Raw genomic sequence first — 23,417 nt, 5'->3', positions numbered from 1 at the left:
AGCGTGTTATCCTGCTTCTCGCCATGACAGTGTTCGCTCCCGCTGTTTTGACATTTCAGATTACAGATGAAAAACACCACAACATTTTTCTATAACCAAAATCGGTAATTATGAGTGCAAAAAAAATGCTTACGGTCGCTGGTTTATGCCTCTCTATGATGACTACCCAGGCACAAAACAGTAACAAACCGAATATCCTGGTGATTTTCGGTGATGACATCGGAATCGCCAATATCAGTGCCTACAGCAACGGACTGATGGGCTATGAAACGCCAAACATTGACCGACTCGCCAAAGAAGGTATTATGTTCCTTCAGTATTATGGTGAACAATCCTGCACTGCGGGCCGGGCTGCGTTTCTTACAGGCCAGCACGGTATTCGTACAGGGCTCACTAAAGTAGGTTTTCCGGGAGCACCGATGGGTATGAGTCAGGAAGATCCTTCTGTAGGTGGATTGCTAAAAAGTCTCGGTTATGCTACGGGACAGTTTGGTAAGAACCACGTAGGTGATCGTAATGAAAATTTACCTACGGTAAATGGTTTCGATGAATTTTTCGGAAATCTGTATCACCTGAATGCGGAGGAAGAACCAGAGTTGCCGGACTACCCGAAAGACCCGGCTTATCTGGCGCGTTTCGGCCCGCGCGGGGTTTTGAAATGTAAAGCCACTGATAAAGATGATGCTACAGTTGATCCGCGTTTTGGTAAAGTAGGTAAACAAACCATCGAAGACAGTGGTCCGCTGACAAAAAAACGCATGGAAACAATCGATGACGAGACATCTTCTGCCGCTATCGATTTCATGAAACGCAAACACTCTGAAAATAAGCCATTCTTTTGCTGGTTCAACTCTACACGTATGCACTTGCGCACACACGTGCGTGCAGATCATCGCGGTCGTTATACACATGGCAACAGCGAATACATTGATGGTATGATTGAGCACGATTCTACAATCGGTACCATATTGAAAGCACTGGATGATATGGGCATTGCCAACAACACAATTGTGGTGTATACTTCGGATAATGGTCCACACATGAACACATGGCCTGATGGTGCGATGACGCCATTCCGCTCTGAAAAAAATACGAACTGGGAAGGTGCCTTCCGTGTGCCTTGTCTGGTACGTTATCCCGGCGTGATTAAACCGGGAACGATTACCAATGAACTGATGAGTCACAACGATTGGATCCCTACGCTTTGTGCTTTCGCCGGCGAGCCCGATATCATCAACAAATGTCTGAAAGGTTATGCCGCTAATGGTAAAACGTACAAAGTGCATCTGGATGGTTACGATCAGTCGAACTTTCTGAAGACTGTAAGTGGAACTGCCGGAAGAAACAATGGAGTACACAGTGCGCGCCATGATTTCTTCTATGCAGATGATGATGGTTTGCTGGTTGGTTATAGAGACGGTGACATGAAATATGTGTATGCCGAACAACGTCTGCAAGGTACGCTGGGTGTATGGGCGGAACCGTTTACACAACTGCGTTTGCAAAAAATGTTCAACCTTTATCAGGATCCGTACGAACGTGCCGATATCACTTCTAATACCTACTGGGATTGGAATCTGAATGAAATTGGCGGCGTGTATGGTTCGATGGATAATGTGTTTAAATTCATTCAGAGTTTTGAAGAATTCCCGCCGAGGTCATTCCCGCCTAGCTTTGTACCGTCTACTTTGATGAAAGATGAACTGGAGAAATTAAAGATGAAACGAGCGATGCAAGGTAGTAGCAGTAGTGGAAGCAGTGGCAGCAGTAAGTCATCTACGAAAGGACAGAAAAGATAACCTCTGATTTGCCATAAATGAGAAAGTCCCCCGACGGAACTGTTGGGGGACTTTTTATTGCGTTATTAGTGTGTAAGAATCTGCATCAATCAAAAGAGAATAACACTTTGATTTGGCATTAACGCTTCAAAACATGCTTCGAATCATCCCTTCTCTTACTTTTTTTATGCCAAAAAAAGTAAGCAAAAAAGGGCAGCCTAAGCCAGATCACTCCGTGGCTTAGGCGATCGCCAGATGGAGCCACATTACTACTGTGCTGCCAATCTAAGAGCCTTGAAATTGAACATAGTTTTCAACTGTGTCGATGGCTCCATAGGCGGCATATCGAAACATACGTTTTGTCAGTTTGAAGTTTTTGCCGTTCCAGTATTTCAGAACGAATGGCTAAATTTGGTCCATGCGCAATAACTACGACAAAATCGCCTCGATGTACGACCTGTTGAGTCGTATGGTATTTGGTCGTGCACAGGTGAAAGCGCAGATCGCATTGTTGCCATACATTGAAAAGGGTAACCGGATATTGATTATTGGTGGTGGCACGGGCTGGGTGTTAGAAGAACTCACAAAGCTTTTCCCTTCCGGATTACAAATCACTTACGTGGAGATTTCGGCGAACATGCTCGAACTTTCCAAACAGAGAAACGTGGGCGAAAATGAAGTGGTATTTATACAAAGTGCTATTGAGAATTGCCAATTTAATGCGGCTTCATTTGACATTATATTCACCGCTTTTCTGTTTGATAATTTTAAAGAAGATAAAGGACGTACCGTATTCACACTGTTGAATAACTGGCTGAACCCATCAGGCAGATGGTTATACATCGATTTTCAATACACAGATACACATGGTTGGTGGCAGCGGATAATGTTGCAGTCTATGCTTTTGTTTTTTAGATTCGTCAGTAAAGTAGAAGCCACTCATTTGGTAGATATGACTGTGCTTTTTAGAAATGCCGGTTATGAAGTACTATTCAAAACGGAAAGATATAAGGGATTCATCGGGGCGATCGTTTATAGAAAATTGGCAGTTAATAATGATGCCGTGTCAGCCTAAATGCCATTGCACGCTGGAGAAGTCTCGTGAAAGCGTGACAACATGTGTACTCGCACTGATTATTCACCATTTACTTCTTCAGTTACAAATCAGATTTTAGCAATAGAAACCTCAGATATTTCTGACCAGTGCGCCTAAGATGCCACAGATTGCTTTGAGTAAAAGCAAACCATCAATCACGATGAGATAGTATAAAATGGGTTTGCGGTTATGCAATGAATAAGCCACCCAGATCAGGCAAACAAATGGGATCAGATTCAGGAGAAATGTCGGTAATCCGAAGTGACGGAAATACGCAAATACCGCGAGTGATATTACACCTATAACCAGGAGTGGCAACAGTACATAGAAAATTGTTTTCCTGAGTCCCATACGCACTACAAAAGTTTTGAGCTGACGATTACTATCATCTGCATAATCCTTGATGTCAAACATAATTGCGTTCACTGTGCAGAACATCCAGTTTTTGATAAAGCTCCAAAGCAGAAAGCCTGGTTCGGGAATATCGAATTGCCGTTCGATGCGGAGTGCTGTTACAGGTATTATATCGACCCAACAGGCCCATACAAAACCAATTACAAAGGCCTTTAGCAATCCCGAATTACGGAGATTAAATTTAGCGAGTGCATGTGGCATAATGCCATAATATAAAGATCCTGCAACGCCCACTGCTCCCAGAATAAGCCAATAATAGAGCGGCAGCTTAATGATGCCTTCGAAATTATGAACGATATACCAAAGGCCCAAAGCACTGCAAGCTGCCAGCAATGTCCATTGACTGATTTTTACAAACTGATAGTGTTTCCGGTACCAAAGCGTACGTGGATTATTGGTGGCCGTTGGTTTCATTACACCCGAATAGGCATAGGTATAATAAAGTACCACTACCATAAATGCCAGCGCATAGAAAGCGGGAGAGTTAAACGGTATTTGTAACTGGTACGCGGTTTCTAATGCAAGTGCTATCGTGAGCAGCCCTACAAAGTAGTTACCGAAAAATATGAATTGTACCAGTTTATTGAACATGCCCGCAGTAAAATGTCGCCAGTACAAAAGTAATGGTCAATGGTGAATGGTCAATAGTGAATTGTGGTCAGATAGACTTTTCAATGGACAATGGGCAGTTGACAATGGAGAATTTTCAGTGATGTCTGTCAGACCATGCGATATCGCTGCTTTTTGCAGAATAAATTTTTTTAATTTGGGTGCGAAGCCTGCAGCCTATGACTTTATCAAAACAAACTAAAAAATACATCCTGTTTGTGCCGTTTACATGCGCGATTTGGGTTTACGGGCAAAAAAAGTCAGTGGAGAAGCACTGTTATCCGTCTGGGCAAGTGGAATGGGAGATGAGATTTGATAGTAGTTGTAATTGCGTTGATTTGACGCAATATTATGAAAGCGGGAACGTGCTTGGTAAGAATAGACGTTGTAGAATAAGTGCCATTACTTCTCGAATGGAGGGCGCGGAGATTTCGTATTATGAAAATGGGATCGTTCAAACATTTGCTTTCTGGAAAGATGGTGTTCCTGAAGGGAGGCTGTATGTGAACTATCCCAACGGACAAACCGATTGGGAGAAATTCTGTACAAATAAATTTAAAACCGGCATCTGGAAACGTTATAACAAAACCGGCACGTTGAAAGAAGAAGAGATTTTTGTTGACAAGACAACGCTATGGGGTAGTAATGATGACTATGCAACAAAGAAGGAATACTTCAACGGAAAGCTTGCTTATACAGTGGATCTGGTGAAAGGGGTCGAAACAGATCTTGTAATTGTAGACACTGTTTTATATGGTCGGCTCAATGCGGAAGAGCAGCCTTTAGGAAAGGCAATTTTTCTGCGTGAATGTGCCCAATGTCATGGCGCCAATGTGGATATCGCAGGTCCGAAACTAGCAGGAATAGCTAAACGTAGAAATAATGAATGGTTGGTAAAAATGGTTACTAACGGAGATACGTTGATTGCAGAGGGGAATAAAGATGCCATTGCGCTTTATGAAAAATATGGGCAGATAAAACATCCCAATTTTGAAAGACTAGATAAGGAACAAATTTTCGCAGTAATCAATTATATTAAAAGCTTTAAGTAGTTATAAGCTAAGCAGTTCTTCGGTCTGGCTTACAGAACTCCCCAAAACTTGTTAGATCTTCCTATTCCTATTTCTGTACTTTCGCGCCCATCAAAATAAAACGGGTTAGCCCTATCAAGGTCAGTTTATGAAGTTTAATAATAAATTTTTCGCAGTAGCGGCATTGCTATGCATGTTAGCATTCCACACATTTGCGCAATACGGTCCAATGGGACAAACGACCGTTTTTGATTTGGGGCGGCAAAATGAGCGTACCAGACAGCGTGCCTTGCTCGCTTACAAAAAAGCAAAATCAGAAGGACAAAATCTCTGTAAATGGTGGAAAGACGAGGCTTCTTTAGGTATCTCAATGTCGGGGCCTGTGACTTATTCACAACGCAGCCAGTACACAGCAATTCCAAATATTAACGAACCCAGCCACGATACTACTATTATGGGCGCGGCAAAAGGGTTGCTGAGTTTGCACCTGAATGGCAATTCAAACCATTTGATTTCCCGTTTGGGGATGAATAGCATTCTCTCGTTGTCTGTCGGCATACAAGTCGATATGTTGCATTACCAAATTCAAACCTTTGATAATAGTACACTCAATGTTGTAACACAGCAACCTTTATATTGGCAAATTGGTGTACCAATTACACTCGATTATAAATGGGGCTGCGATGTGGATTTTCAACCGGAAAGCAGGACTTGCTTTGCGGTGGGCGCCGGAGCGATGCCAATGCTTGGTCTCTCTGATTATAATTTTGCCGACCTGGGACAGTGTTTTAAAGTGGCGCCTTTGGTATATGCATCTTTTGGTGTTTATCTTATGGGCTGTTGGAAAATCAGGGTTTCTTACATGCCAGGCAAATTCACAATAGCAAAGGATTACAAGAGCACTGTAGCAGCAACAACTACTACGTTGAATATGCAGGGCGATCATGTTTTTACTATAGGTATCGGGCATATGCAACATTCGCGCGACTGGAAAGACGGCGGCGGCTGGCGCGGTAGTGGCGGCCGTGGTGGCAGAACACGCTACCATAAACATACAGGCGGCATGAGACGTATGTTTTAGCTTCATGGTTAAACAGGTCGATAAGGTGAACGGTGAATAAATTAAAAGGGCAAATGGTCTTCGATCATTTGTCCTTTGTTTTTTAGCGTTGAATTTTAAGTTTCACCGGATGCGACACAAATAAAAAAAGGTAAAGGAAAGTCCTTTACCTCTTCATCGCTGTGTCACTAAGCGTGCTGCGAGATAAATTATCAGATTGCGTAGATTCTGCCGTCATTGGTAGCCGTTGCCATGCGTACATTGGCCCATCCCTCAGCGATCAGTATACCGTTGGCAAGTTTGGCAACACCGGTATCACGCCAGCGCCACAATTCTCCGTTGGCGTTAATTGCATAGATCAAGCCATTGCCTGATGCAAAAGCAAGACGGTAGTTTTCCCAGCCGCCATCAATTTCCACACCTTGTCCTAATTTGTCGCCGCCATTATCGGTATAACGGATCAGCTTGCCCGTACCCGGTGACATATAGTTTCCGATGATCTTATAAATTGTTCCTCCGCTGGATGCAAACGCTATCCGGCAATCTTCCCAGCCTGCATCAATCAGTTTTCCGGTGCCCAGCGTATTAGGAGCGGTGATGTTCCAGCGCATCAGCTTTCCGGTTCCCCACGATTCAAAATTTCCTACGATCGCATATACATTGCCGTCAACACTTGCGAATACCTGACGGTAATTCTGCCAGTCTGAAGAAGACACAAGTGCAGGATTTTTCAGTGTTTGCGGGATTGCTTGCTGCCAGTTTGCATCGTGATAGCATTGAAGCGTACCGTTCCAGCTGATGGTAAAAATCTGTCCGTTGTTTGCAGAGAAAACAGCTTTAAACGCTTTCCAGCCACCAATGCCGATTTCGGTTTTGCCGTCAATACCGCCGTTAGCAGGATTATTCCAGCCCTTATCTTCATACCAGTAGATGTTGCCGTCTGTCCGGGAAGCATTGCGGATACTATTGCTTTGCTGTGCCGCATGTACAATATCCGTTCCGCCCGGAAAATCACACATCACCACATTGGTTGTAGTCGGCCAGTCATTGACCATCCATTTACGCAGCAGCGGATATAATTCCTGTGCCCACCATGCGAGTGAGTCAAGAGCTCTCGGTGTCAGAATACCCTGTAAATTCCACATGAAGTTTTGTCCGGCATTATCCTTGATCTGTTTGTCCAGTTTGGTTTTCAGGTCCGTCAGATCATGTGTTTCCGGCCATTGAGATGTGAGATTGATGGATTGTCCGAGATTAAAAGCAGCGCGTATGGCATCGACTTCTTTAGCCACATTTACATCATCATCACCCGCCAGCATGAGTATCCGTTTGTCAAGTCCGTGCAGTTGATTAATCGTCAGATCTCTGGCTTCATTAGGCGTCATCAGTATTTTGGAAAGATCCGCATCTGATTTGATATAGTTGAAAAGCGCGGTATAATCGTCGGTTGTTGTATTGCGCTCGAATGCGCTGAAATGTGTGAAGTCCAGGATTACAATGTCCTGTGAGTGATTCGTAGCGAAAAATGTTTTAAGATTTTTGACAAGATCTTCAATCGTTGTCCAGGTCTTAGCTACGCTGTGATAGAAATAGTAAGGAACCGTATGCCCGGACCATTTCTCGAAGCGACAGTCGAAATAACGGATACCCAGTGTAAGCTGCCCGGTAAAATCCATATTCTGAGCCTGACCATTGATGGTGAAACCCTTCGCATACATGTCGTAAGTGCCGGAATCATGCGTGCCCGGAATCGCTATTTCATGAAGACGATACTGGCCGATATCCGGCAGCGTATCAGTCATCCAATGTAGCTGTGCTTTGAACGGAACCGGATCGCCGATGATGGCCCACGCACCGTTTACCCAGCCTCCGTAAAAAATGTACAGCTTTTCCAGCATTTCAAAATCGGCAATGGAAAGGTCCATATTGACGCTTTTTACACACCACTCACTGGTTACATAACCTTCAGCACCGAGGCTTGACACATATTGCCAGCAGCCAGTCATGTAATCTTTTGCATGCGTTGGCTTATGATCGGCGAGTGCGATATAATCGTATTTGCCTGGTGTATTGCCGTCCATATCTACATTGATGCAGGCGAACAATTGTTGTAGCGGCTTCCATGTAGAAGTGCCAGAGCCCGCCAGCGTAATGAACAGGCGTTTGTAAGGGATGGCTGTATTGGTAGTAACCGCTGCAGAGAGTGCTGCATTGACATTGAAATCAGGTACATAAGTAGGCTCTGAATCCTTCTGGGAAGAACCACGTTTTTGTGACCGGATTATTTCTTCCGCATTTGCGATTAGTTCCGGTTGTGGTAGTTCATTCGCCGGATCGTAAACTTTGAAATGCACATGTTTACGGCTGATTTTTTTCGCGTCATTTTCTTCCGGAACGAAATAGAAATAGTGAACGTAAATCGCGCCGCTTTTGGCTTTTGATTCCGTAATGTTGGTAAACCATGGTTGATCTCTGAGGTCCAATGGCTGAACGATGTCTAAAACGTTTTGCGCATAAGCAGCTTTATTTTCATCAAGCAGTTCGTCAAAAGATAAGTCCTCTTTCGGAGAAAGAACGACCATATCCAGCGCTTTGAAAGGGTAGTTAGGAGTGAATTTTACAACAAGACAGTTGGCCTGATAAAGGTCTACATGCTGTTTAAAGCAATGAGCTTCAAAGCCTGGTTCTATGGTGGCTTCGTGCACATAAGGGCGATAAAGATCGCTTGCATTCGGAAGTGCGGGCGCGTCTGCAGGAGGTGTGGCGGCGCGGGTTTCCAATTCCTGAATAAAATTTGCCAGCTGAATGGGCAGATTGTCGTTTCTAAATGGTGTTGAGCGGAGCGCATCGGTGATTTGCGCGAGGTTCTGTGCTTCCATGATGTTTTATCTTGTTTAATGATGATGAAGGACAAATTTATTGGAGTTTTATGTTATGCGAGGTGACAAATAATTGCGAAGGGGAAGGAGGTGGACGATAGGGTCATGTTAAAGGTTGACGGTTAGTGGTTTTCGCCATGCTAAATGACTAACAAAAAAGACTACCTCTTATTTTGAGGCAGTCTTCGAGAATTTTTTAAGCTCGACTTAGAAATCCTAAAGTCTAAGATTCGGTCGGAATTTTGGAAAAATATTATCGTCGCGACGTGGTGTGCGTTACGGGGAAAAACTTCCTGCTATAAAGCCCTTACCCCTGTTTCAGCACTTCTATCAGTGCCGTAACGCCATCCCATGTCCCCTGGAAATACTGATCTTTTTTGTACGCTGGGAGAAAATGAGCGTCGAGGATTTGCTTGGTTTGGCTATCGGATAAAATCTGCTTAATGCCTTTACCATTACAAATTCTTACACGGTGGTAAGCTTTGGAAATGCAGATAGTGATACCGTTGTTTTTATCTTTCATGCCCACGCCCCAGACATTCGCAATGTGAAGTGCTAAACTGTCAAACCTTTTTGCCGAAGTGCAGAGTGTGTCCAACGTTACAATACAAATCTGCATTGTCGTTTCTCGCTGGAAAAGAGAAATCATACCGTCTAGTCTGGATTTTTCTTCATCAGTAAATAAATCATCAAAGTCATTCGTCCAGCCAGTTGGCTGTGGCGGATTATTCCAAAAATTCTGACGGTAGGCTTGCAGCGAAGCTTGCGATGTCGTATGCGCCGTAGTGTGTGTTGCGCGCGTTTGTTTCTTGCGTGCTGTTTGCGCGTTAACATTGATACAGCAGGCCATTATCAGACAAAAAGGTAAAATAAATCTTGACACCTTGAGTTACGTTGTTACGTTGAAAAGTTGATACGTTTACAGGTTGCTACGTTTATACGTTGAAAGGTTTATACGTTTTTATTAGTTGCCGCAGGCATTGACCATTGATCATTCCCCATTATCATCTCATATGCTCTTCCATCCCACAACCACAGCCATGCGGTTTTGCTGTGAAACAGGAACTTAAACTAAGGGCAAAAAAGCCTAGCATTAAAGTGATTGAGAGCAAACGGAAAACTTTTTTCATCGGTAGTATCTTGACAAGATTCCTAAAGTTAAGTCAAAACCTGAACCTTCGCGAGTAACCTTCTTCATAATAATGTGAGCCATTACCACATCCCTCACATTTAACACATTACCGCATTCAATAAAAAATATAAAGCCCGGCAAAATTTGCCGGGCTTTTCCAATAAAACAGTTTGCTTAGATTTTGCTCCAGTCAGTGGACGCTTCCAGTTTAGCACCATCGATCTGCAGTTTCTGGCACGAGAAAGTGTGCGTAACCAGTAACGGAGATTCGTTGTTTGCGTTGAATTCCTGGCGAACATCTACCAGGTAAGCATTTTCAAGGATCACTTTTTGAAGTGCAGCATCCTCAGTTGCTTTTTTGAATTCAATTTCAATTTTGCCGATTGGCTTGTACAGGTTGTTTACCTGATCTTCGATGATCTTAGAACCCTCCGTTACACGGATCGTCAGGTTGATCAGGCTTTGTTGGAAGCCAGAAGAAGGAAGGCCGTCTGGTGACATTTGACGAGACAGACCAAAACGTACGTTTTCTACTTCGAATTTTTCGTTAGAAAACGATGCAATTGCTTTGAAAGCCATAATTACAGTTTTTTACGGTGAAAAAATTAATGTACCGAATAGTGTTAAAAAACCGTTCCAACAGCGACTTTCTGTGTTAGCCGAAAATTAATTTTTAGAAACTGTGATTGCCCAGCGCTTCTACTTTGCCGATCCATTTTTTGACATATGCGACGTCACCATCATCGTAAGCCGGCGGAATTGTTGTAGTGCGCACTTTCTGGAAGCCCATAAATTCCAGCACTGATTTTTTCAGCGGATGAAAACGCGCATTGCGATCCTTCTGAAACTCGAGCCAGGAGTCAGTATCAAGCGTCGAAAGAATGCGGGCCGTTTTTAAATGGAGAAAAGGTGTGTCGCCCCAAATAGCCGGAAGCGGCTTCCCATAGTTGTCCGTTCTGAATATCTGCTGAAAAAACGATTGTAGAATGGAAGGAACATATCGTTTATATACGGGAACAAAAATAACCAGATGGTCAGCGTGCAGAATATCATGGATAACCTCCTGCATTTCCGGCTCCAGTAAAACCGTATTGGTTGGCGCATAGGTATAGGCAAAAGGGTCAAAGTTCAGATCGTAGATATTAACCTCATGAACTTTGTGACCACCTTCAACGGCCCCTTTTTTGTAAGCATCTGCAAGCTGCAGTCCAAAATTTTCTTCAGGGGTATATGCTTTAATAATGCATATGGATGCCATATACGGAATGCGCAGATTTAGCTTTCAAATGTAGCTAAAACACTGGTTCCTGTGGTGTAAATATTATGCCTGAAGCATAACTCTGTAATGATTGCCGTGAATTGCCCGCACGCTGATCTGCTCTTTTAAATCTGTACAGATTGTTTCCCATTCTGCTTTTGGTGTTAAATCGCCCATTGCTGGCTGCAATACAACATCAGTTGTTGACATGATACCCTGGTATCCGTGAATGCCCACACCAACGCCTTTTTGCACATTTACTTCACTGATTTTATTGCCAAGGTGCAGTCTGCAGAAGCTTTTAATATCTTCATAGGTAACCAGACGATTGCGCGTGGTGAGTGTGTATTTATATGCGTTCAGACGATCGGTAGTTTTCAGTTTGTCGCGGCCGCCGGTAGTATTAGTCAATAACACTGGACTATTGCCGATCATTAATGAAGTTTGCAGACGCATGAGTTCGCTGCCGGCGCGGATATTATTGGCGAGTGTGCTATTCGTGATCCAGTAGCGCACTTCCATATTAGCCTCCACATTATCGATCGGATCTACCATCAGATAAGTGGGAATTTCGCGATGCTTGTTGTCGTCGCTCTGAATTTTCTGGTTAACGAGTTTAATTTTCTGACTCAATTCGTTTACTATGCTTTTTACGAAATCCTTTCCGTAGGCCGCAAATGCGGCTACTTCATCGCGTAGCAATTCTGAAAGATAGCTCAGGTATTCTTGTGCATTGCGTTCATCAAAGCGTTCGGTGCCGCCATATTTCACTGAGTAAAACCCATTCTGTTCGGTTGCAGAACGAAACGGCAAAGCCTGATAAATGCGGCCTCTGTCGTCGCTAAGTGATGCTACTGAAAGAAAATGCTCGTGCGCATCAGAGATAAGTGGAATGATCTTATTGATATCTCGAAGGCGGTGAAAGAACTGCTGTAGTTTTCTGTTCACAACAGGAAATGCATTGATCGTAAAGCTGAGCTGTTCCAGCACCGGCGCGGTAAAATAGGAAGGGAACTCAATTTCGATCCAGAGAATATTCTTTTCAGTATTTAATATTTCGGAATTGCTGAATGCATCTTTTAATAAAGCAGGCGTTTCATGCCTATTGTTTCGACGCGCTTCGTTCAGATTGCCGATCGTTACAAAGGAGCGCTGATAATGTGTTTTAATATCAGTTTCAATAAGCTTCATGATTTCAAAATCGGCAAAAACATTTTTCTCGTCAACGGCGCCTGTATGCTCGTTATGAAACGTCAGACCATTTCTCACTGAAAGATTTACGCCGTTGCATGACCATTTTGCAGCAGCCAGCAGCGTATACATCCAGTCTTCCACGCGCACATTGAAATTCATATAGCAGTTCAAATTGTTCAGGTCTTCATGGGGATTTATATTCAGTCCCAGCCATACTTTACTTGGCGGTAGCGCGCGTTCTGCTCCACCGATATAAGTGCGGTTACGTACATTGTTGAAGGTATACAGACTGTCGCCAGTAGCCAGATATTTGATGTCGCCATCGTAAAGGCGGACGTTGCCCAACGGCGTAAAAACGATTGGATATTCTGCATCGAGAATGCCTTCTTCTTTGGTGGCAATACGTTGTTGCGAATAGAATTGGTTATGTGCATCCAGTACTTGACCGGGTTCGTTGATACGCAGATACGCCACCGCATGTGCCGGACGAGGGGATACATACAATTCAGGCGTCAGCAAGCGTGTGATCTTTTCCAGTACCCGCGCATCCGTGGTTTCAATTTCGTTGTATGCTTTGAAAAGCTCTATGGACAATGATTCCATCAACAATCGGATAAACGGATCGAGGTTGTGAATATTTTGTTGTCCCCAGAAATGCGCTGCGTTTTTCAACAACCGGCTACGGATTGCTTCTTTTGATGTATTCTTAATGCTCATGCGTGTGTTCAGGTTATTCAACAGTCAACGGACTCAAATAGAGTTCCGTCTTAAAAGAAAATTGCTCGCTGGTTTCTACCAGTTGCGCTTTGATAAATACAATCGCTTTGCGGCGAACTTCTGGTCTTTTTCGTAAGCCGAAACGCTCTACAGCGCTTAGGCTTACCTCTACATAAATTTGCTCGATGCGACGTTCATAATTCAATATCGCATCAAGAACTGCTAACCGGAATTTTTCTTTCCAGGTGCCTTCACTCACGATCAGTTCAAAGTCGATATCCCAGATTGAGCAACCGTAGTCCGGATCGAAGCGGTGTTCGCCCGGACGCGTTGTTAGTAAGAGTTGTATATGTTGTGCGATGGATTCCGCTCCCTGTCTGCATTTTGGTGCATCTTCGCCAGCGAGGAAGTTGGAAACATTGATCGGTAATTTTAAATGGCGTTGGTCCATAAACAAGAATTTTATGGTTGATCTGTGATTGAGGCTTTTAGGATATCATATTTTTTCGAAAGAAAAACCAGCATGTCGGCATCAGATAGTTTCAACTGGTATTGGCCGCTGCGATCTAGCGTGGTGTTGAGTTGTGGGTTTAGTTTTCTAAAGCTCGCGGCATCTGTGTGGAGATATTTCAAAATGGCGGTTTCACGAAACGAAGACGTGATCTGTATGGTAGCATAACGTTCGCTCTTTTTTTTAACCGGCAACCGGAAAGCATCGCCTTCTTGCTTTAATGCGAGGTATTTCCCGCAAGGCAGGTTATAGAAAACGGTACTGGCCGCGAGATACTTGATAATGTGAAATTGTGTTTCCTTCGGAAGATAAGCGTGTACTGCCCAGTAATCCGTGCTTTTGGCCTGTGTGATGGCGCTATTCACGCGTCCGGGACCACAGTTGTAAGCAGCAACAACCAGCAAATCATTTTTAAAACGCTTGTACAATTCAGTCACCAACTTCAGCGCGACAAACGAACTTTTATATACATCTTGTCTGTCGTCTATCGGTGCGAGCGCTAGATTATTGTCACGGGCTATGTCCGGCATAAGTTGCCAAATGCCTGCTGCGCCCGCTTCTGAAGTGCAAGTCGTTTCCAGATGTGATTCAATCACCGCAATCAGTTTTAACTCATCCGGCAAGTTGTATTTGATAAGCAATGATGAAATGAAATCCAGGTATTGCCCTTTTGAAGAACGTATATTTTGGTAGTAACGGCCAAATTGACTAATGCATCCTGCTATTTCTTTTTGCTGCGCAGCTGGAACGGAATTGTGTAATGCGCGAAGTGTACTGTCTGCAGGATTCACTTTTTGAATTCGAACAGAATCCTGCAGTGTGGGGAAGGAGTGGGCAATAAAAACCCCGCTGAGGAAATTGATCCCCAGAACGGATATTGTGCGTTTCATAGCCTGCTTCTTCCGCATGTAGTGGGTGTGATAGTTAATCAAGGATGTTCCAACCCTTTTTGGTCTTTATAGTTTGCGTGATTATCTCTTCCTTCACTACAATGTTTTCTTTGTGAATACCGATATAATCCAGCTTGTTTAACCGTTGAAAAATATGTGCCAGTAAACGCACGACATCATCTGCCAGTTTCATGTGCTCGCCAATACGCGTGTGTTCGTATTTCACTTCTATGGCTTGCGCCAGTTGAGCTTCCAGATGGCTTGGCTGCACGTCCGACCATTCAAAAATATACTTCAACATTTCTTCCTTATCTTTTTCCGTCAGCATCTGAATATTGTTGTGCAGGCGATTGGCAAGGGAGGAAATATCCTTTATCGTATGAATCGGCGGTAGGTTGTATGTCACATTGCGGTAGCTGAAATAAATCTGCGCGATATAAGCCAGCGTTTCTTCACAGAAGCGTTGAATGTTTTTAGCGAGGTCTGGTTGCTGCGCTTTGCTTTTTACTTTATGCACAATAGAAAGCGTGCTCTGTTGCAGTTCGTTCAGATAAAGTCCTATGTTCTCGTAAAATTTCATCAATTGCGGATGGCTGCGGATGCTGGTGCATGGCGGCACAAACTGATCATCTTTGACCAGAGAACCTCCTTTGCGTACGATGCGTCCGATTAATACGAAATAGGGACCGACGTAAGCTGGATTAAACTGGTCATCCGGCATCATCGATATTTCCATCGAAGGCATCGTGTAGGGATGTCTCGGTGGCGCTTCTAGCGGATTCAACTGACCCACCGGCAGTTTCTCATATGGATTCAATGAAAGTACCACGTAGTAAGCTTCTTCTGTATTATCTAATACATTGCTTTTGCCCGCTGTAGAAATCTGTGTGGTAAAATGCAATCCGCTCGATACATCATCATTGCCTACCGTAATCCGCAATCCGCCCGGTGTGATGGCATCAAAACGACGCAGATGAATTTCCAGTTCGCCGGTAGTTTTATATTCCAGTGACAGATCATTGGAATACTGATTGGGCAGCGGCGCCGGTAAAAGGCCATAGTTGAAAGGTTGCAACTGAGTAGCAATCGTATCACTCAGCAGATTGATCATGTAATTTTCCTGCTGCACAAAATGCTCGCGGGAAATTTTCATTCCGTCTGTCCAGTTGATTGCGTAATATTTTTTTTGCGTAGGCATAATAGAATTCGTTCAGGAAGGTTATTAAAACTGCATCACACGCTTGCAGACAATCGTTTTGTGTTCAAGAATTTTGTTGTCCACAACACTCAGCTCCGGATCAATATACCTGCGGCGGCTAAAAAATCCGGGCTTCACGTAAAAAATCCATCCGTAAGTTTCTGAATTGCGATCACTGTATGCGATTGGACTTTCGCTGAATTTATTGTTATAATCGTTGATGAATTTCTGGAACCAATCTCCGTAAGTGACATTGGCAGGCGCTTTGGCTTTTACTTTCAGCAAGTCTTCATCTTCTGCATTGCGACTGAATTCTACTTCAATCACCATCATCCGGTTGAAATCAATTCCGTCGAGATCCAGCTCTTCTTTACCGGCGATGTATTTCCAGATTTTGTAGATCTCTGGTGGAATATCCAGAAAGGCCTGGTAGGACCAATAAAAGAACAGCGGTATGAGCAACGGCAGAATACTGGTTGCGACGAGCAGGCCATTTTTCAGCGGACTAAACATGTTATAAAACAGGGAGAATAAATACATCCCCAGGGCAACCGCTGTAAGGCTGATGATTACCTCTGTGAGTACACGATATTTAGTAAGCTTGGTGCTGATGTGGCGCAGCATGGCACGTATATATAAAATGCCGAGGCCCAGGTACAAAAGCTGATAGATAAAAAAGAAGGTGGATGAAAAACTATAACCGAGCAATCCGATAAATCCCGGAACGCCTGTGATGAATGCGCTCAGCAGTACAAACACAATTACCTTTCTGTTTTCGAGCAGCGTATTTTTCTTCCGCAGTACAGCGTAGATGGCAACCAGAATGATTGCCAGGAAGGGATACAACAGATATCTGAGAAATATTGTTTCCACCGGGTGATTTGCCATTTTCGTTTATTTCTGGAGTGATCTGTTTATAAAAAAGCATTGTAGCCAAGTGCACTGTGCACCTGATCGTTTAAAATAAAGTCACGCGCTTCCTCTTCTGCAAACACAACTTGCCGGTAAGATTTATGGAATGGCACGAAGTGTTGATATAGTTCATCAAGGATACTGTTGAATGCCGAGCCTGGTAAATAGTTTTCCATGAGCGCTGCTGGTATCGGTCCGATCCTGATCTGTAGATCGGTTTCCCCATCATGGGCATCGCCGTACAGCAGCATTGTTTCCCCCAATGATTGTGTGCCCAGCGTGTAGTATTCGAGATTGGCAAATGGCGATAAAGTACGCGGGTATTGGGTTGTCTCCACGGGAAGTCCGGTAAATAAACTGAGGTATTGCTCCATCCATTTAAAATCACCTTTTACGCGATGCAGGAATGGAAGTATGTGAATAAAAACTCTTGCAGAATGAGGATCGATGCGATTCAGAAATGGCCAGGCGCGTGAAAAGATCTGTATTATGGCATCTGAATTAGTGCGGCAAATGCTTTTTTCCAATGCGTACATACGCACATTCAGGTAAGCAAGTTCCTGTTCAAATGGTCCAAAAAAATTACGGGCATTTTCTTCCTCGTGTCGCTGTTTGTGTATCTGCTGTAAAATGTCCTGGTCGGTGCTGTGAATAGTTCCGAGTGTCGGCTCGTGAAACAGATTTTGCGGCAGCATTTCGTACAGCCCTTCACGGCTTGTTTCTAAAAGCCAGATGTCGGAGAAGTCGTAAGTAGAAGTATCGTTGTACACATGCTGCAAATCCTTTGTGTGCGGACGTTCTACGCCAGGCATCCGTTTAATGATGATTGAGCTCAGGTCATTGTTTTGCTCGAGTATTTCGGCGGCAATCACCTCGACCTTATAGTCAGTGTACAAGCTGTTTACCAAAGGTGTATTCATAGTAGTGTGTGTGGCAGGTTAACAGTAGTTCAAAAATACCTTTATAAAACTTGTGCCAATTTTAAGAAGCTATTAAAAATCGGGCAGTCTGACAGGGTTGGTACAGATTTTTTATGAAGACTAATTCCTAATCCCAAACTACCCACACATGAACACGTTGTCGTTTACCGATGCGCTGCAGGAAGTGCTGAACATAGCGAAGAACTATGCACGCGAATATCACAGTGATTATATCGATCCGGCGCATCTGCTGAAAGCACTTATGCATAAAGAGATTGGCTTGCGTGATCTCATCACTTCGTTAAAACAAGATCCATATTATATTTCAGAATGGGCGGAGATCCGTATGGAAGATCTGCCAAAGTCATTGCATCACGCTTCAACGGTAGTTGCAAATGACGCGGTGTCGAGGGTATTCGAAGAAGCCGACAATGTGCGCATTCGTTTAGGACTCGATGAAATTTCTCCAACATGTTTATTGGTTGCGCTGTGCAAACCAAATATTGCATTCAACCCGGCGCAGCTAAAATCATTTCCGCTTAAAGAAAAAGACATCTTAGACCTCTATATAAAAGGTCATGATCTTCAATCTACTTTAAATCATGAGTCGGCTACGATCGGCCAGGAAACGACGACTTCCTTCGGCGCGCTGTACCGTTACTGCACCGATAAAACATCACTGGCGCGCGAAGGCAAGCTTGATCCTGTATTTGGTCGTGATCGGGAAATACGTATGATGACCGAAGTACTCGCTCGCCGGACGAAACCAAATGTTTTACTCATTGGAGAACCCGGTGTTGGAAAAACTGCGCTGGCAGACGGTTTCGCGCAAAACATCGCGGCAGGAAAAGTGCCGGAAATGTTTAAGAATTCATTATTGTTGGAGCTGAACATCGGCACATTGCTATCAGGTGCGGCTTATAAAGGTGAAGTAGAGGATCGGTTAAAAAGCATCGTCGGCGAAGTGAAGAAAGCTGGCAATGTCATCCTGTTTATCGATGAAATTCATTTGCTTTTAGATAGTAAAAATCCGTTGATCAGCGGTGCCGGTAATACCTTAAAGCCAGAACTGGCTCGTGGTGAGTTGACTGTGATCGGTGCCACAACGATCGAAGAATACCGCAAGATCATTGAACCGGAAAAAGCATTCAACCGTCGTTTTGAAACCATTACGGTGCAAGAACCGAATGAAGCAACTTGCGTGCGCATGCTTCGTTTGCTGCTGCCAAATTACGAATCACACCATCAGATCAAAGTACAAAAAGATGCGATACCGGAATGTGTGCGGCTGGCTAAACGTTATATGAAAGACAAACGTTTGCCGGATGCGGCGCTGGATCTGCTGGATCGTACGATGGCTTCTATTAAGATGACAGATGAGGTAACGAAGACAGATATCAGCGAACTGAAAACGATGCTCGCGGACATTATTGTCAACGAAGATGGGCTCGACGAACAGGAGCTTTCATCAGAACTAAGATGGTTGTACGATAATATCAACAATCGTGTTAGTCCGGTCTTGCTTGGCTTACTACACGATGAAACAGATTTTAACAAGCTCAGTACTGTAACTGAACGGCAACAGTATATAACTACTATGCTGGTTGAATTAGATTTGCTCGCAGACAAGAAATATGATGAAGTAAGTCGCAACGAAATCGCTGCTGTTATTTCACATAAAACGGGTATTCCGATCGGGAAAATTCAATCACAGGAAAAAGAGCGCATTCTCAATATGGAGCATTACCTGAAAAACCGGATGGTTGGTCAGGAGCATGCACTGAAAGTAATCAGCGAAGCTGTAATTGAGAGCCGGAGCGGTATTCAGAAAGCAGGGCAACCAATCGGTTCGTTTTTCTTTCTTGGGCCGACAGGAACTGGTAAAACAGAACTAGCCAAAACAATCGCAGAATTTTTGTTCAACGATAAAAAGGCGATGATCCGGTTTGATATGTCTGAATTTAAAGAAGAACATTCCGCTGCATTATTGTATGGAGCGCCTCCGGGTTATGTGGGTTACGAAGAAGGTGGATTGCTTGTGAATCAGATACGCCAGAAGCCTTATTCAGTGGTGCTTTTCGATGAGATTGAAAAAGCGCATCAATCTGTATTTGACATTTTTCTTCAGATTATGGACGAAGGTGTTATACATGATAAACTGGGAAAGGAAGGTGACTTTTCGAACGCGATTGTGATCTTCACTTCTAACATTGCCAGCCAATGGGTGACTGAAAAATTTGAATCGGGGCATATTCCATCTTCTAATGAACTGATGGAAAAAATGGCGGGACATTTCCGTCCAGAGTTTTTAGCGAGGTTGACTGAGATTGTGCCATTCGGGCCGATCACAGAAGATATGGCTGTGCGCATTTTTGATATACAGATGCGCGGTCTGTTGCAATCATTGGAGCGAATGGAGATCAAACTGAACATTTCACCAGAAGCAAAAACGAAATTTGCAACGAACGGTTTCAATAGTAAATATGGTGCACGTCAAATTTCCGGTGTGATCAGAAATCAGGTTCGCAGACCTGTTTCAAAAATGCTGATTGCGGGGCAACTGAAGAAAAATGATGTGGTGGAAATAGCAATCGACAGTCAGAAAAATCTGACCTGGACAGTGAATAATTTAGCCGTAACGCAAAATTAATTTTCTCGCAAATTGCCTGTGGGCAGTGCTTTTGAATAGAAATAAATAATATGAGGCCGGTGTTTCCGGTCATAAAAAATACATTCGTGGTACGTTTTTTAATAAACATTATCAGGAACTACTTAAAATCTATCTCTAACCGAAAAACACACACCGATATGTCTTCTGGAATGTATCAGTATGGAATCGGAGGCAACGAAGTGAAACCGGATGCCTCGGAATCGATCAATGAAATTCAGGGAAACAAAACGCTGATCGCGCAAAAACTCACCGATGACGAAGCGTTGTTTCCTGAAGCAGTAAAAGGGCTTACAACTATTGAAGAAGTCTTTGCCCATTTTAAACCACAAGTAAGTGTTGACTTTGAAAACGAACATGGGCAGTCATTTCAGGATGATATCCGCTTTAAAAACCTGGGCGATTTCGGTGTAAAAAAACTCACAGAGCAAAGCGGTTTTCTTGCCGATCTGAATGTTCAAAAAGAACAGTATACAAAAATTGCGAAGCAAATAAAGACCAATAAAGTGCTGCGCTCCATGTTGGAAAATCAGGAAACACGTGCGGCCTTTATGGATGCCTTGCAATCGTTGCTCTCAGAACTGGACGCAGAACAATAAACCAAATCAACGTCACACCACTTTCATATCACTACCTAAACAAAGTCAACATGTCAAGCCATGAACAGCAGGCAAATAATGCCCTGCAAGTAGAACAGGCGAGTGGTTTTGCTCCGGCGCCACTTGAAGTGAGTATCCGCAAATTGGCTAAAGCCGGCGGTTTTGTGTTCCTCGAATCTACAATTGACGGTGTTCAGAATCTCAACCCTGAACGTAAAGCCCGCAAGCAAATCTTCCTTACAGAATCAGAAAAGAAACAAGAAAGAGAAGCGTTAAAAAAACGTTTACAACTTTGGGTAGATCTGTTACAGACTACGCAGGATGTTTCTGAGATGGTAGAGAAAAGCGAAGAGAAAGCGCAAAACGCCGATAAATTATTGCAGAAAAATCTGAAGAATGCCCTGGACGCAACTCGCGGGCTTGAAGAAAGCTATCGTACGCTTGGCCAATTCTTTAAAAATACAGAGCTCGATAAAGTAAAAAATGTAAGCATTGTCAATGCTACCATGGAGCAACTTTCCGATCTTGACAATCCAAGATTCATCGATTTTATTGCTGATGAATTCAGACAGAACTACGATAAGCTTGATCTGCGCGATAACTACTCTCTGATGGTATTGCCGGGTTATGTAGGTAGTAATAAAGTGCTGGAAAAATGGGGGAAACTCGCGCATGAAAATAAAGTAATGCTCGTTACCGACTTTGCCAACATGGACAAACCGGATGACGTGATCGAAATGTTTTCAGCTGCAAACCTTACTGGTGGAGATTTGTACCGAAGCAATGTGATGATGACCTGCAACTATCTGGTAGGCCGTGGTAAAATAGATGAAGTAGGGGAAGAAGAGCATTTGTATATACCGGGATCTTCTTCATTGGCCGGTAAGATTTATAGTACGCTGATGTCTCAGGTTGCTGCCGGTAAAAAACACGGCGGTATGAATGAAGTAGACTCTGTTCGCTTCGACCTGAAGAAAAGTGAAATTTCCCATCTCGAAAAAATAGGACTGGTACCAATGGTTGCTCAATATGGAAAGGTAATGGCATTTTCCGCCAAGACACTTTTCAACGGCGATAACCTCGGTCTGCAGACATATTCCGTTGTGCGCGTTTTTGACTATATAACTAAAGTACTTTTTGATTTCCTCAACAGAAGAGCATTCGAAAACTGGAACAGCAAAACAGAAGCCGATTTGCGTAGTCAGATTGTTCGTTTTCTCGAAAGTGTAAAAGGTCCGGATAAACTGATTGAACGTTTCCGGATCATGCGTTTCGAACGTGATGAACAGCAGAAAGATCGCATCCTGCTCGACATACACATCACACCCTATTTTCCGGCGAAAAGCTTTGTAGTAAAGCTTGACGGACATAAGGGAGAAGATGAAAATGCTACCTGGAACACAGAGTACGAACAGAATTAGATACAGTAGCGCCACTTAAAAATTACACGTTTTGCGTTGTAGGTTTTAGGTGGTAGCTGCCTGTGTTTTTTGTTATACAGAACCTGAATATCGCTACCCAAACATCAAAACACTAACCAGTGAAACCTGAAAATACTAGTGAAATAAGCAGGAAATACCGTGTGTTTTTCGGCTATTTCTTCACACTGCTTTGCTTTTCGCTGCTATGCACTTTTTTTCTTTTTAAGACGCACAAAGACCAACTCGCGCGCATTACTCAACAAGACCTGGATTTTAACGCTACGCAGAACAAGCAATTCGCCTTGACCGACAGAGTGGATTTACTGGTAAAAAAAATGCGACTCCTCAACAGCAATCAGATCGAGAATAATGCATTTCTCGTGAATGAAATTACCAGTCAGGCTACCGATATACAAAGCATTATCAAAAACAGTGACAGCGCGGATTTCGTTGTGTATGCAAAAATGCTGCAACAAATCAGGCGTGCGCTTGTGGTAAAAGATTCCATCAGTGAGCTCGGAAAACAAGAAGAGTTTCTCCGCATGTCGCTGAACGCTTGTATCGGTTCGTACAACAGACATGCACAGCAAAAAATCAATTATAATTCGGAACGTTTCAGATAAACAAACCTGTTTAAGCGCTGATCATTATGAACGAAACTATTCACTTAACCTTAAAAGAACGCCGCGTTTATTTCTTCAAGCTGCTTTCTATTTATACCGTGGGTGTACTGCTTTTTGGTTGTATCATTTTCTGGAATGCAATGGGCGAATCCAATATCAATGCAGAAAAGACCAGAAGTAAAATCGCAGAGTATAATCAGGTAAATGCACGGCAGACCGATGCAATACAAATGATTGATACGATCAGTATTAATCTCGACCGGTTGAAAGGCGACGATCGTCAGGTGTTTCTGGAAAAAGATGTGCAAAACATGACCAAACAACTGGCGGCTTTATACAATGACAATAGTACAGACCTACGTTACGTTGCTTTTGTACAGGCGGGCAATTTTATGAACATGCGCCTGGAAGACATCGTGACGCTCAATAAAAAAGTAGCAAATATCCGCTTGTTTGAAAAACAGCTCAATGACTGCCGTATCGGCTATAGAAATAACCAGCAATAAG

Annotated in this window: 20 protein-coding genes; 9 read left to right on the top strand and 11 right to left on the bottom strand. The window is 43.4% G+C overall.

The features are described from left to right. Positions 1-110 precede the first annotated feature (110 nt). The gene (locus tag DN068_RS07765; protein WP_110998336.1) at positions 111-1,799 is read left to right on the top strand and encodes an arylsulfatase; all 1,689 of its coding nucleotides are present in this window, start codon (positions 111-113) and stop codon (positions 1,797-1,799) included. Positions 1,800-2,196: 397 nt separating this feature from the next. Beyond that, a complete protein-coding gene (locus tag DN068_RS07760; protein WP_110998335.1) occupies positions 2,197-2,853 on the top strand; it encodes a class I SAM-dependent methyltransferase in 657 nt (218 codons plus the stop codon). Between the two features lie 111 nt (positions 2,854-2,964). Here the strand turns inward: DN068_RS07760 and DN068_RS07755 are convergent, their stop codons facing one another. Next, positions 2,965-3,879, bottom strand: coding sequence for a UbiA prenyltransferase family protein (locus tag DN068_RS07755; protein ID WP_110998334.1), 915 nt, complete (start codon positions 3,877-3,879; stop codon positions 2,965-2,967). Between the two features lie 197 nt (positions 3,880-4,076). On the opposite strand from DN068_RS07755, the gene DN068_RS07750 reads away from it, so the two are divergent. Together DN068_RS07750 and DN068_RS07745 are read left to right on the top strand one after the other, a co-directional pair. Then, positions 4,077-4,949, top strand: coding sequence for a c-type cytochrome (locus DN068_RS07750; protein ID WP_110998333.1), 873 nt, complete (start codon positions 4,077-4,079; stop codon positions 4,947-4,949). A gap of 127 nt (positions 4,950-5,076) precedes the next feature. Continuing rightward, positions 5,077-6,009 (top strand): hypothetical protein, encoded by a 933-nt coding sequence (locus tag DN068_RS07745; RefSeq protein ID WP_123985282.1) that lies wholly within the window; start codon positions 5,077-5,079, stop codon positions 6,007-6,009. A gap of 191 nt (positions 6,010-6,200) precedes the next feature. Here the strand turns inward: DN068_RS07745 and DN068_RS07740 are convergent, their stop codons facing one another. The 10 genes from DN068_RS07740 to DN068_RS07695 form a co-directional block, all read right to left on the bottom strand. Beyond that, positions 6,201-8,867 carry a tachylectin-related carbohydrate-binding protein gene (locus DN068_RS07740; RefSeq protein WP_110998331.1) on the bottom strand — a complete coding sequence of 889 codons (2,667 nt, stop codon included), beginning with the start codon at positions 8,865-8,867 and terminating at the stop codon, positions 6,201-6,203. 307 nt (positions 8,868-9,174) lie between these two features. Further along, positions 9,175-9,717 carry a TPM domain-containing protein gene (locus tag DN068_RS07735; RefSeq protein WP_110998330.1) on the bottom strand — a complete coding sequence of 181 codons (543 nt, stop codon included), beginning with the start codon at positions 9,715-9,717 and terminating at the stop codon, positions 9,175-9,177. 456 nt (positions 9,718-10,173) lie between these two features. Beyond that, on the bottom strand, positions 10,174-10,578 hold the full coding sequence (gene tssD, locus DN068_RS07730; RefSeq protein WP_110998329.1) for a type VI secretion system tube protein TssD: 405 nt from the start codon (positions 10,576-10,578) through the stop codon (positions 10,174-10,176). Between the two features lie 94 nt (positions 10,579-10,672). Further along, positions 10,673-11,257: an NAD(P)H-dependent oxidoreductase gene (locus DN068_RS07725; RefSeq protein ID WP_110998328.1), complete on the bottom strand. Its 585-nt coding sequence runs from the start codon at positions 11,255-11,257 to the stop codon at positions 10,673-10,675. A gap of 63 nt (positions 11,258-11,320) precedes the next feature. Continuing rightward, positions 11,321-13,168, bottom strand: coding sequence for a type VI secretion system baseplate subunit TssF (locus tag DN068_RS07720; protein ID WP_123985281.1), 1,848 nt, complete (start codon positions 13,166-13,168; stop codon positions 11,321-11,323). A 13-nt stretch (positions 13,169-13,181) separates the two neighbouring features. After that, positions 13,182-13,619 carry a GPW/gp25 family protein gene (locus DN068_RS07715; RefSeq protein ID WP_110998326.1) on the bottom strand — a complete coding sequence of 146 codons (438 nt, stop codon included), beginning with the start codon at positions 13,617-13,619 and terminating at the stop codon, positions 13,182-13,184. Positions 13,620-13,630: 11 nt separating this feature from the next. Beyond that, positions 13,631-14,569, bottom strand: a complete 939-nt coding sequence (locus DN068_RS07710; protein WP_165836313.1) for a lytic transglycosylase domain-containing protein — start codon at positions 14,567-14,569, stop codon at positions 13,631-13,633. Between the two features lie 34 nt (positions 14,570-14,603). Next, a complete protein-coding gene (locus DN068_RS07705) occupies positions 14,604-15,767 on the bottom strand; it encodes a hypothetical protein (protein WP_110998324.1) in 1,164 nt (387 codons plus the stop codon). Positions 15,768-15,791: 24 nt separating this feature from the next. Next, positions 15,792-16,655 (bottom strand): TssN family type VI secretion system protein, encoded by an 864-nt coding sequence (locus DN068_RS07700; RefSeq protein ID WP_110998323.1) that lies wholly within the window; start codon positions 16,653-16,655, stop codon positions 15,792-15,794. Between the two features lie 26 nt (positions 16,656-16,681). Next, a complete protein-coding gene (locus DN068_RS07695; protein ID WP_110998322.1) occupies positions 16,682-17,599 on the bottom strand; it encodes a type VI secretion system baseplate subunit TssG in 918 nt (305 codons plus the stop codon). A gap of 148 nt (positions 17,600-17,747) precedes the next feature. On the opposite strand from DN068_RS07695, the gene DN068_RS07690 reads away from it, so the two are divergent. The 5 genes from DN068_RS07690 to tssO (DN068_RS07670) all read left to right on the top strand — a co-directional run bounded on the left by DN068_RS07690 (position 17,748) and on the right by tssO (DN068_RS07670) (position 23,416). After that, positions 17,748-20,249, top strand: a complete 2,502-nt coding sequence (locus tag DN068_RS07690; RefSeq protein WP_110998321.1) for an ATP-dependent Clp protease ATP-binding subunit — start codon at positions 17,748-17,750, stop codon at positions 20,247-20,249. A 158-nt stretch (positions 20,250-20,407) separates the two neighbouring features. Further along, positions 20,408-20,866 (top strand): hypothetical protein, encoded by a 459-nt coding sequence (locus tag DN068_RS07685; protein ID WP_243630152.1) that lies wholly within the window; start codon positions 20,408-20,410, stop codon positions 20,864-20,866. 50 nt (positions 20,867-20,916) lie between these two features. Continuing rightward, positions 20,917-22,287: a DUF5458 family protein gene (locus tag DN068_RS07680; RefSeq protein ID WP_110998320.1), complete on the top strand. Its 1,371-nt coding sequence runs from the start codon at positions 20,917-20,919 to the stop codon at positions 22,285-22,287. Between the two features lie 119 nt (positions 22,288-22,406). After that, positions 22,407-22,910 (top strand): type VI secretion system TssO, encoded by a 504-nt coding sequence (gene tssO / locus DN068_RS07675; RefSeq protein ID WP_110998319.1) that lies wholly within the window; start codon positions 22,407-22,409, stop codon positions 22,908-22,910. 26 nt (positions 22,911-22,936) lie between these two features. Next, positions 22,937-23,416, top strand: a complete 480-nt coding sequence (tssO, locus tag DN068_RS07670; protein WP_110998318.1) for a type VI secretion system TssO — start codon at positions 22,937-22,939, stop codon at positions 23,414-23,416. Position 23,417 lies beyond the last annotated feature (1 nt).

The sequence above is a fragment of the Taibaiella soli genome (genome assembly GCF_003236175.1).
Lineage (GTDB): Bacteria > Bacteroidota > Bacteroidia > Chitinophagales > Chitinophagaceae > QKTW01.
This window is presented reverse-complemented; position numbering and strand designations above follow the sequence as displayed.

Excerpts from the sequence above, each read along its gene's own strand:
- DN068_RS07765 (WP_110998336.1), top strand. The coding sequence starts at position 111 with ATGAGTGCAAAAAAAATGCTTACGGTCGCTGGTTTATGCCTCTCTATG.
- DN068_RS07760 (WP_110998335.1), top strand. The coding sequence starts at position 2,197 with ATGCGCAATAACTACGACAAAATCGCCTCGATGTACGACCTGTTGAGT.
- DN068_RS07755 (WP_110998334.1), bottom strand. The coding sequence starts at position 3,879 with ATGTTCAATAAACTGGTACAATTCATATTTTTCGGTAACTACTTTGTA.
- DN068_RS07750 (WP_110998333.1), top strand. The coding sequence starts at position 4,077 with ATGACTTTATCAAAACAAACTAAAAAATACATCCTGTTTGTGCCGTTT.
- DN068_RS07745 (WP_123985282.1), top strand. The coding sequence starts at position 5,077 with ATGAAGTTTAATAATAAATTTTTCGCAGTAGCGGCATTGCTATGCATG.
- DN068_RS07740 (WP_110998331.1), bottom strand. The coding sequence starts at position 8,867 with ATGGAAGCACAGAACCTCGCGCAAATCACCGATGCGCTCCGCTCAACA.
- DN068_RS07735 (WP_110998330.1), bottom strand. The coding sequence starts at position 9,717 with ATGGCCTGCTGTATCAATGTTAACGCGCAAACAGCACGCAAGAAACAA.
- tssD (WP_110998329.1), bottom strand. The coding sequence starts at position 10,578 with ATGGCTTTCAAAGCAATTGCATCGTTTTCTAACGAAAAATTCGAAGTA.
- DN068_RS07725 (WP_110998328.1), bottom strand. The coding sequence starts at position 11,257 with ATGGCATCCATATGCATTATTAAAGCATATACCCCTGAAGAAAATTTT.
- DN068_RS07720 (WP_123985281.1), bottom strand. The coding sequence starts at position 13,168 with ATGAGCATTAAGAATACATCAAAAGAAGCAATCCGTAGCCGGTTGTTG.
- DN068_RS07715 (WP_110998326.1), bottom strand. The coding sequence starts at position 13,619 with ATGGACCAACGCCATTTAAAATTACCGATCAATGTTTCCAACTTCCTC.
- DN068_RS07710 (WP_165836313.1), bottom strand. The coding sequence starts at position 14,569 with ATGAAACGCACAATATCCGTTCTGGGGATCAATTTCCTCAGCGGGGTT.
- DN068_RS07705 (WP_110998324.1), bottom strand. The coding sequence starts at position 15,767 with ATGCCTACGCAAAAAAAATATTACGCAATCAACTGGACAGACGGAATG.
- DN068_RS07700 (WP_110998323.1), bottom strand. The coding sequence starts at position 16,655 with ATGGCAAATCACCCGGTGGAAACAATATTTCTCAGATATCTGTTGTAT.
- DN068_RS07695 (WP_110998322.1), bottom strand. The coding sequence starts at position 17,599 with ATGAATACACCTTTGGTAAACAGCTTGTACACTGACTATAAGGTCGAG.
- DN068_RS07690 (WP_110998321.1), top strand. The coding sequence starts at position 17,748 with ATGAACACGTTGTCGTTTACCGATGCGCTGCAGGAAGTGCTGAACATA.
- DN068_RS07685 (WP_243630152.1), top strand. The coding sequence starts at position 20,408 with ATGTCTTCTGGAATGTATCAGTATGGAATCGGAGGCAACGAAGTGAAA.
- DN068_RS07680 (WP_110998320.1), top strand. The coding sequence starts at position 20,917 with ATGTCAAGCCATGAACAGCAGGCAAATAATGCCCTGCAAGTAGAACAG.
- tssO (WP_110998318.1), top strand. The coding sequence starts at position 22,937 with ATGAACGAAACTATTCACTTAACCTTAAAAGAACGCCGCGTTTATTTC.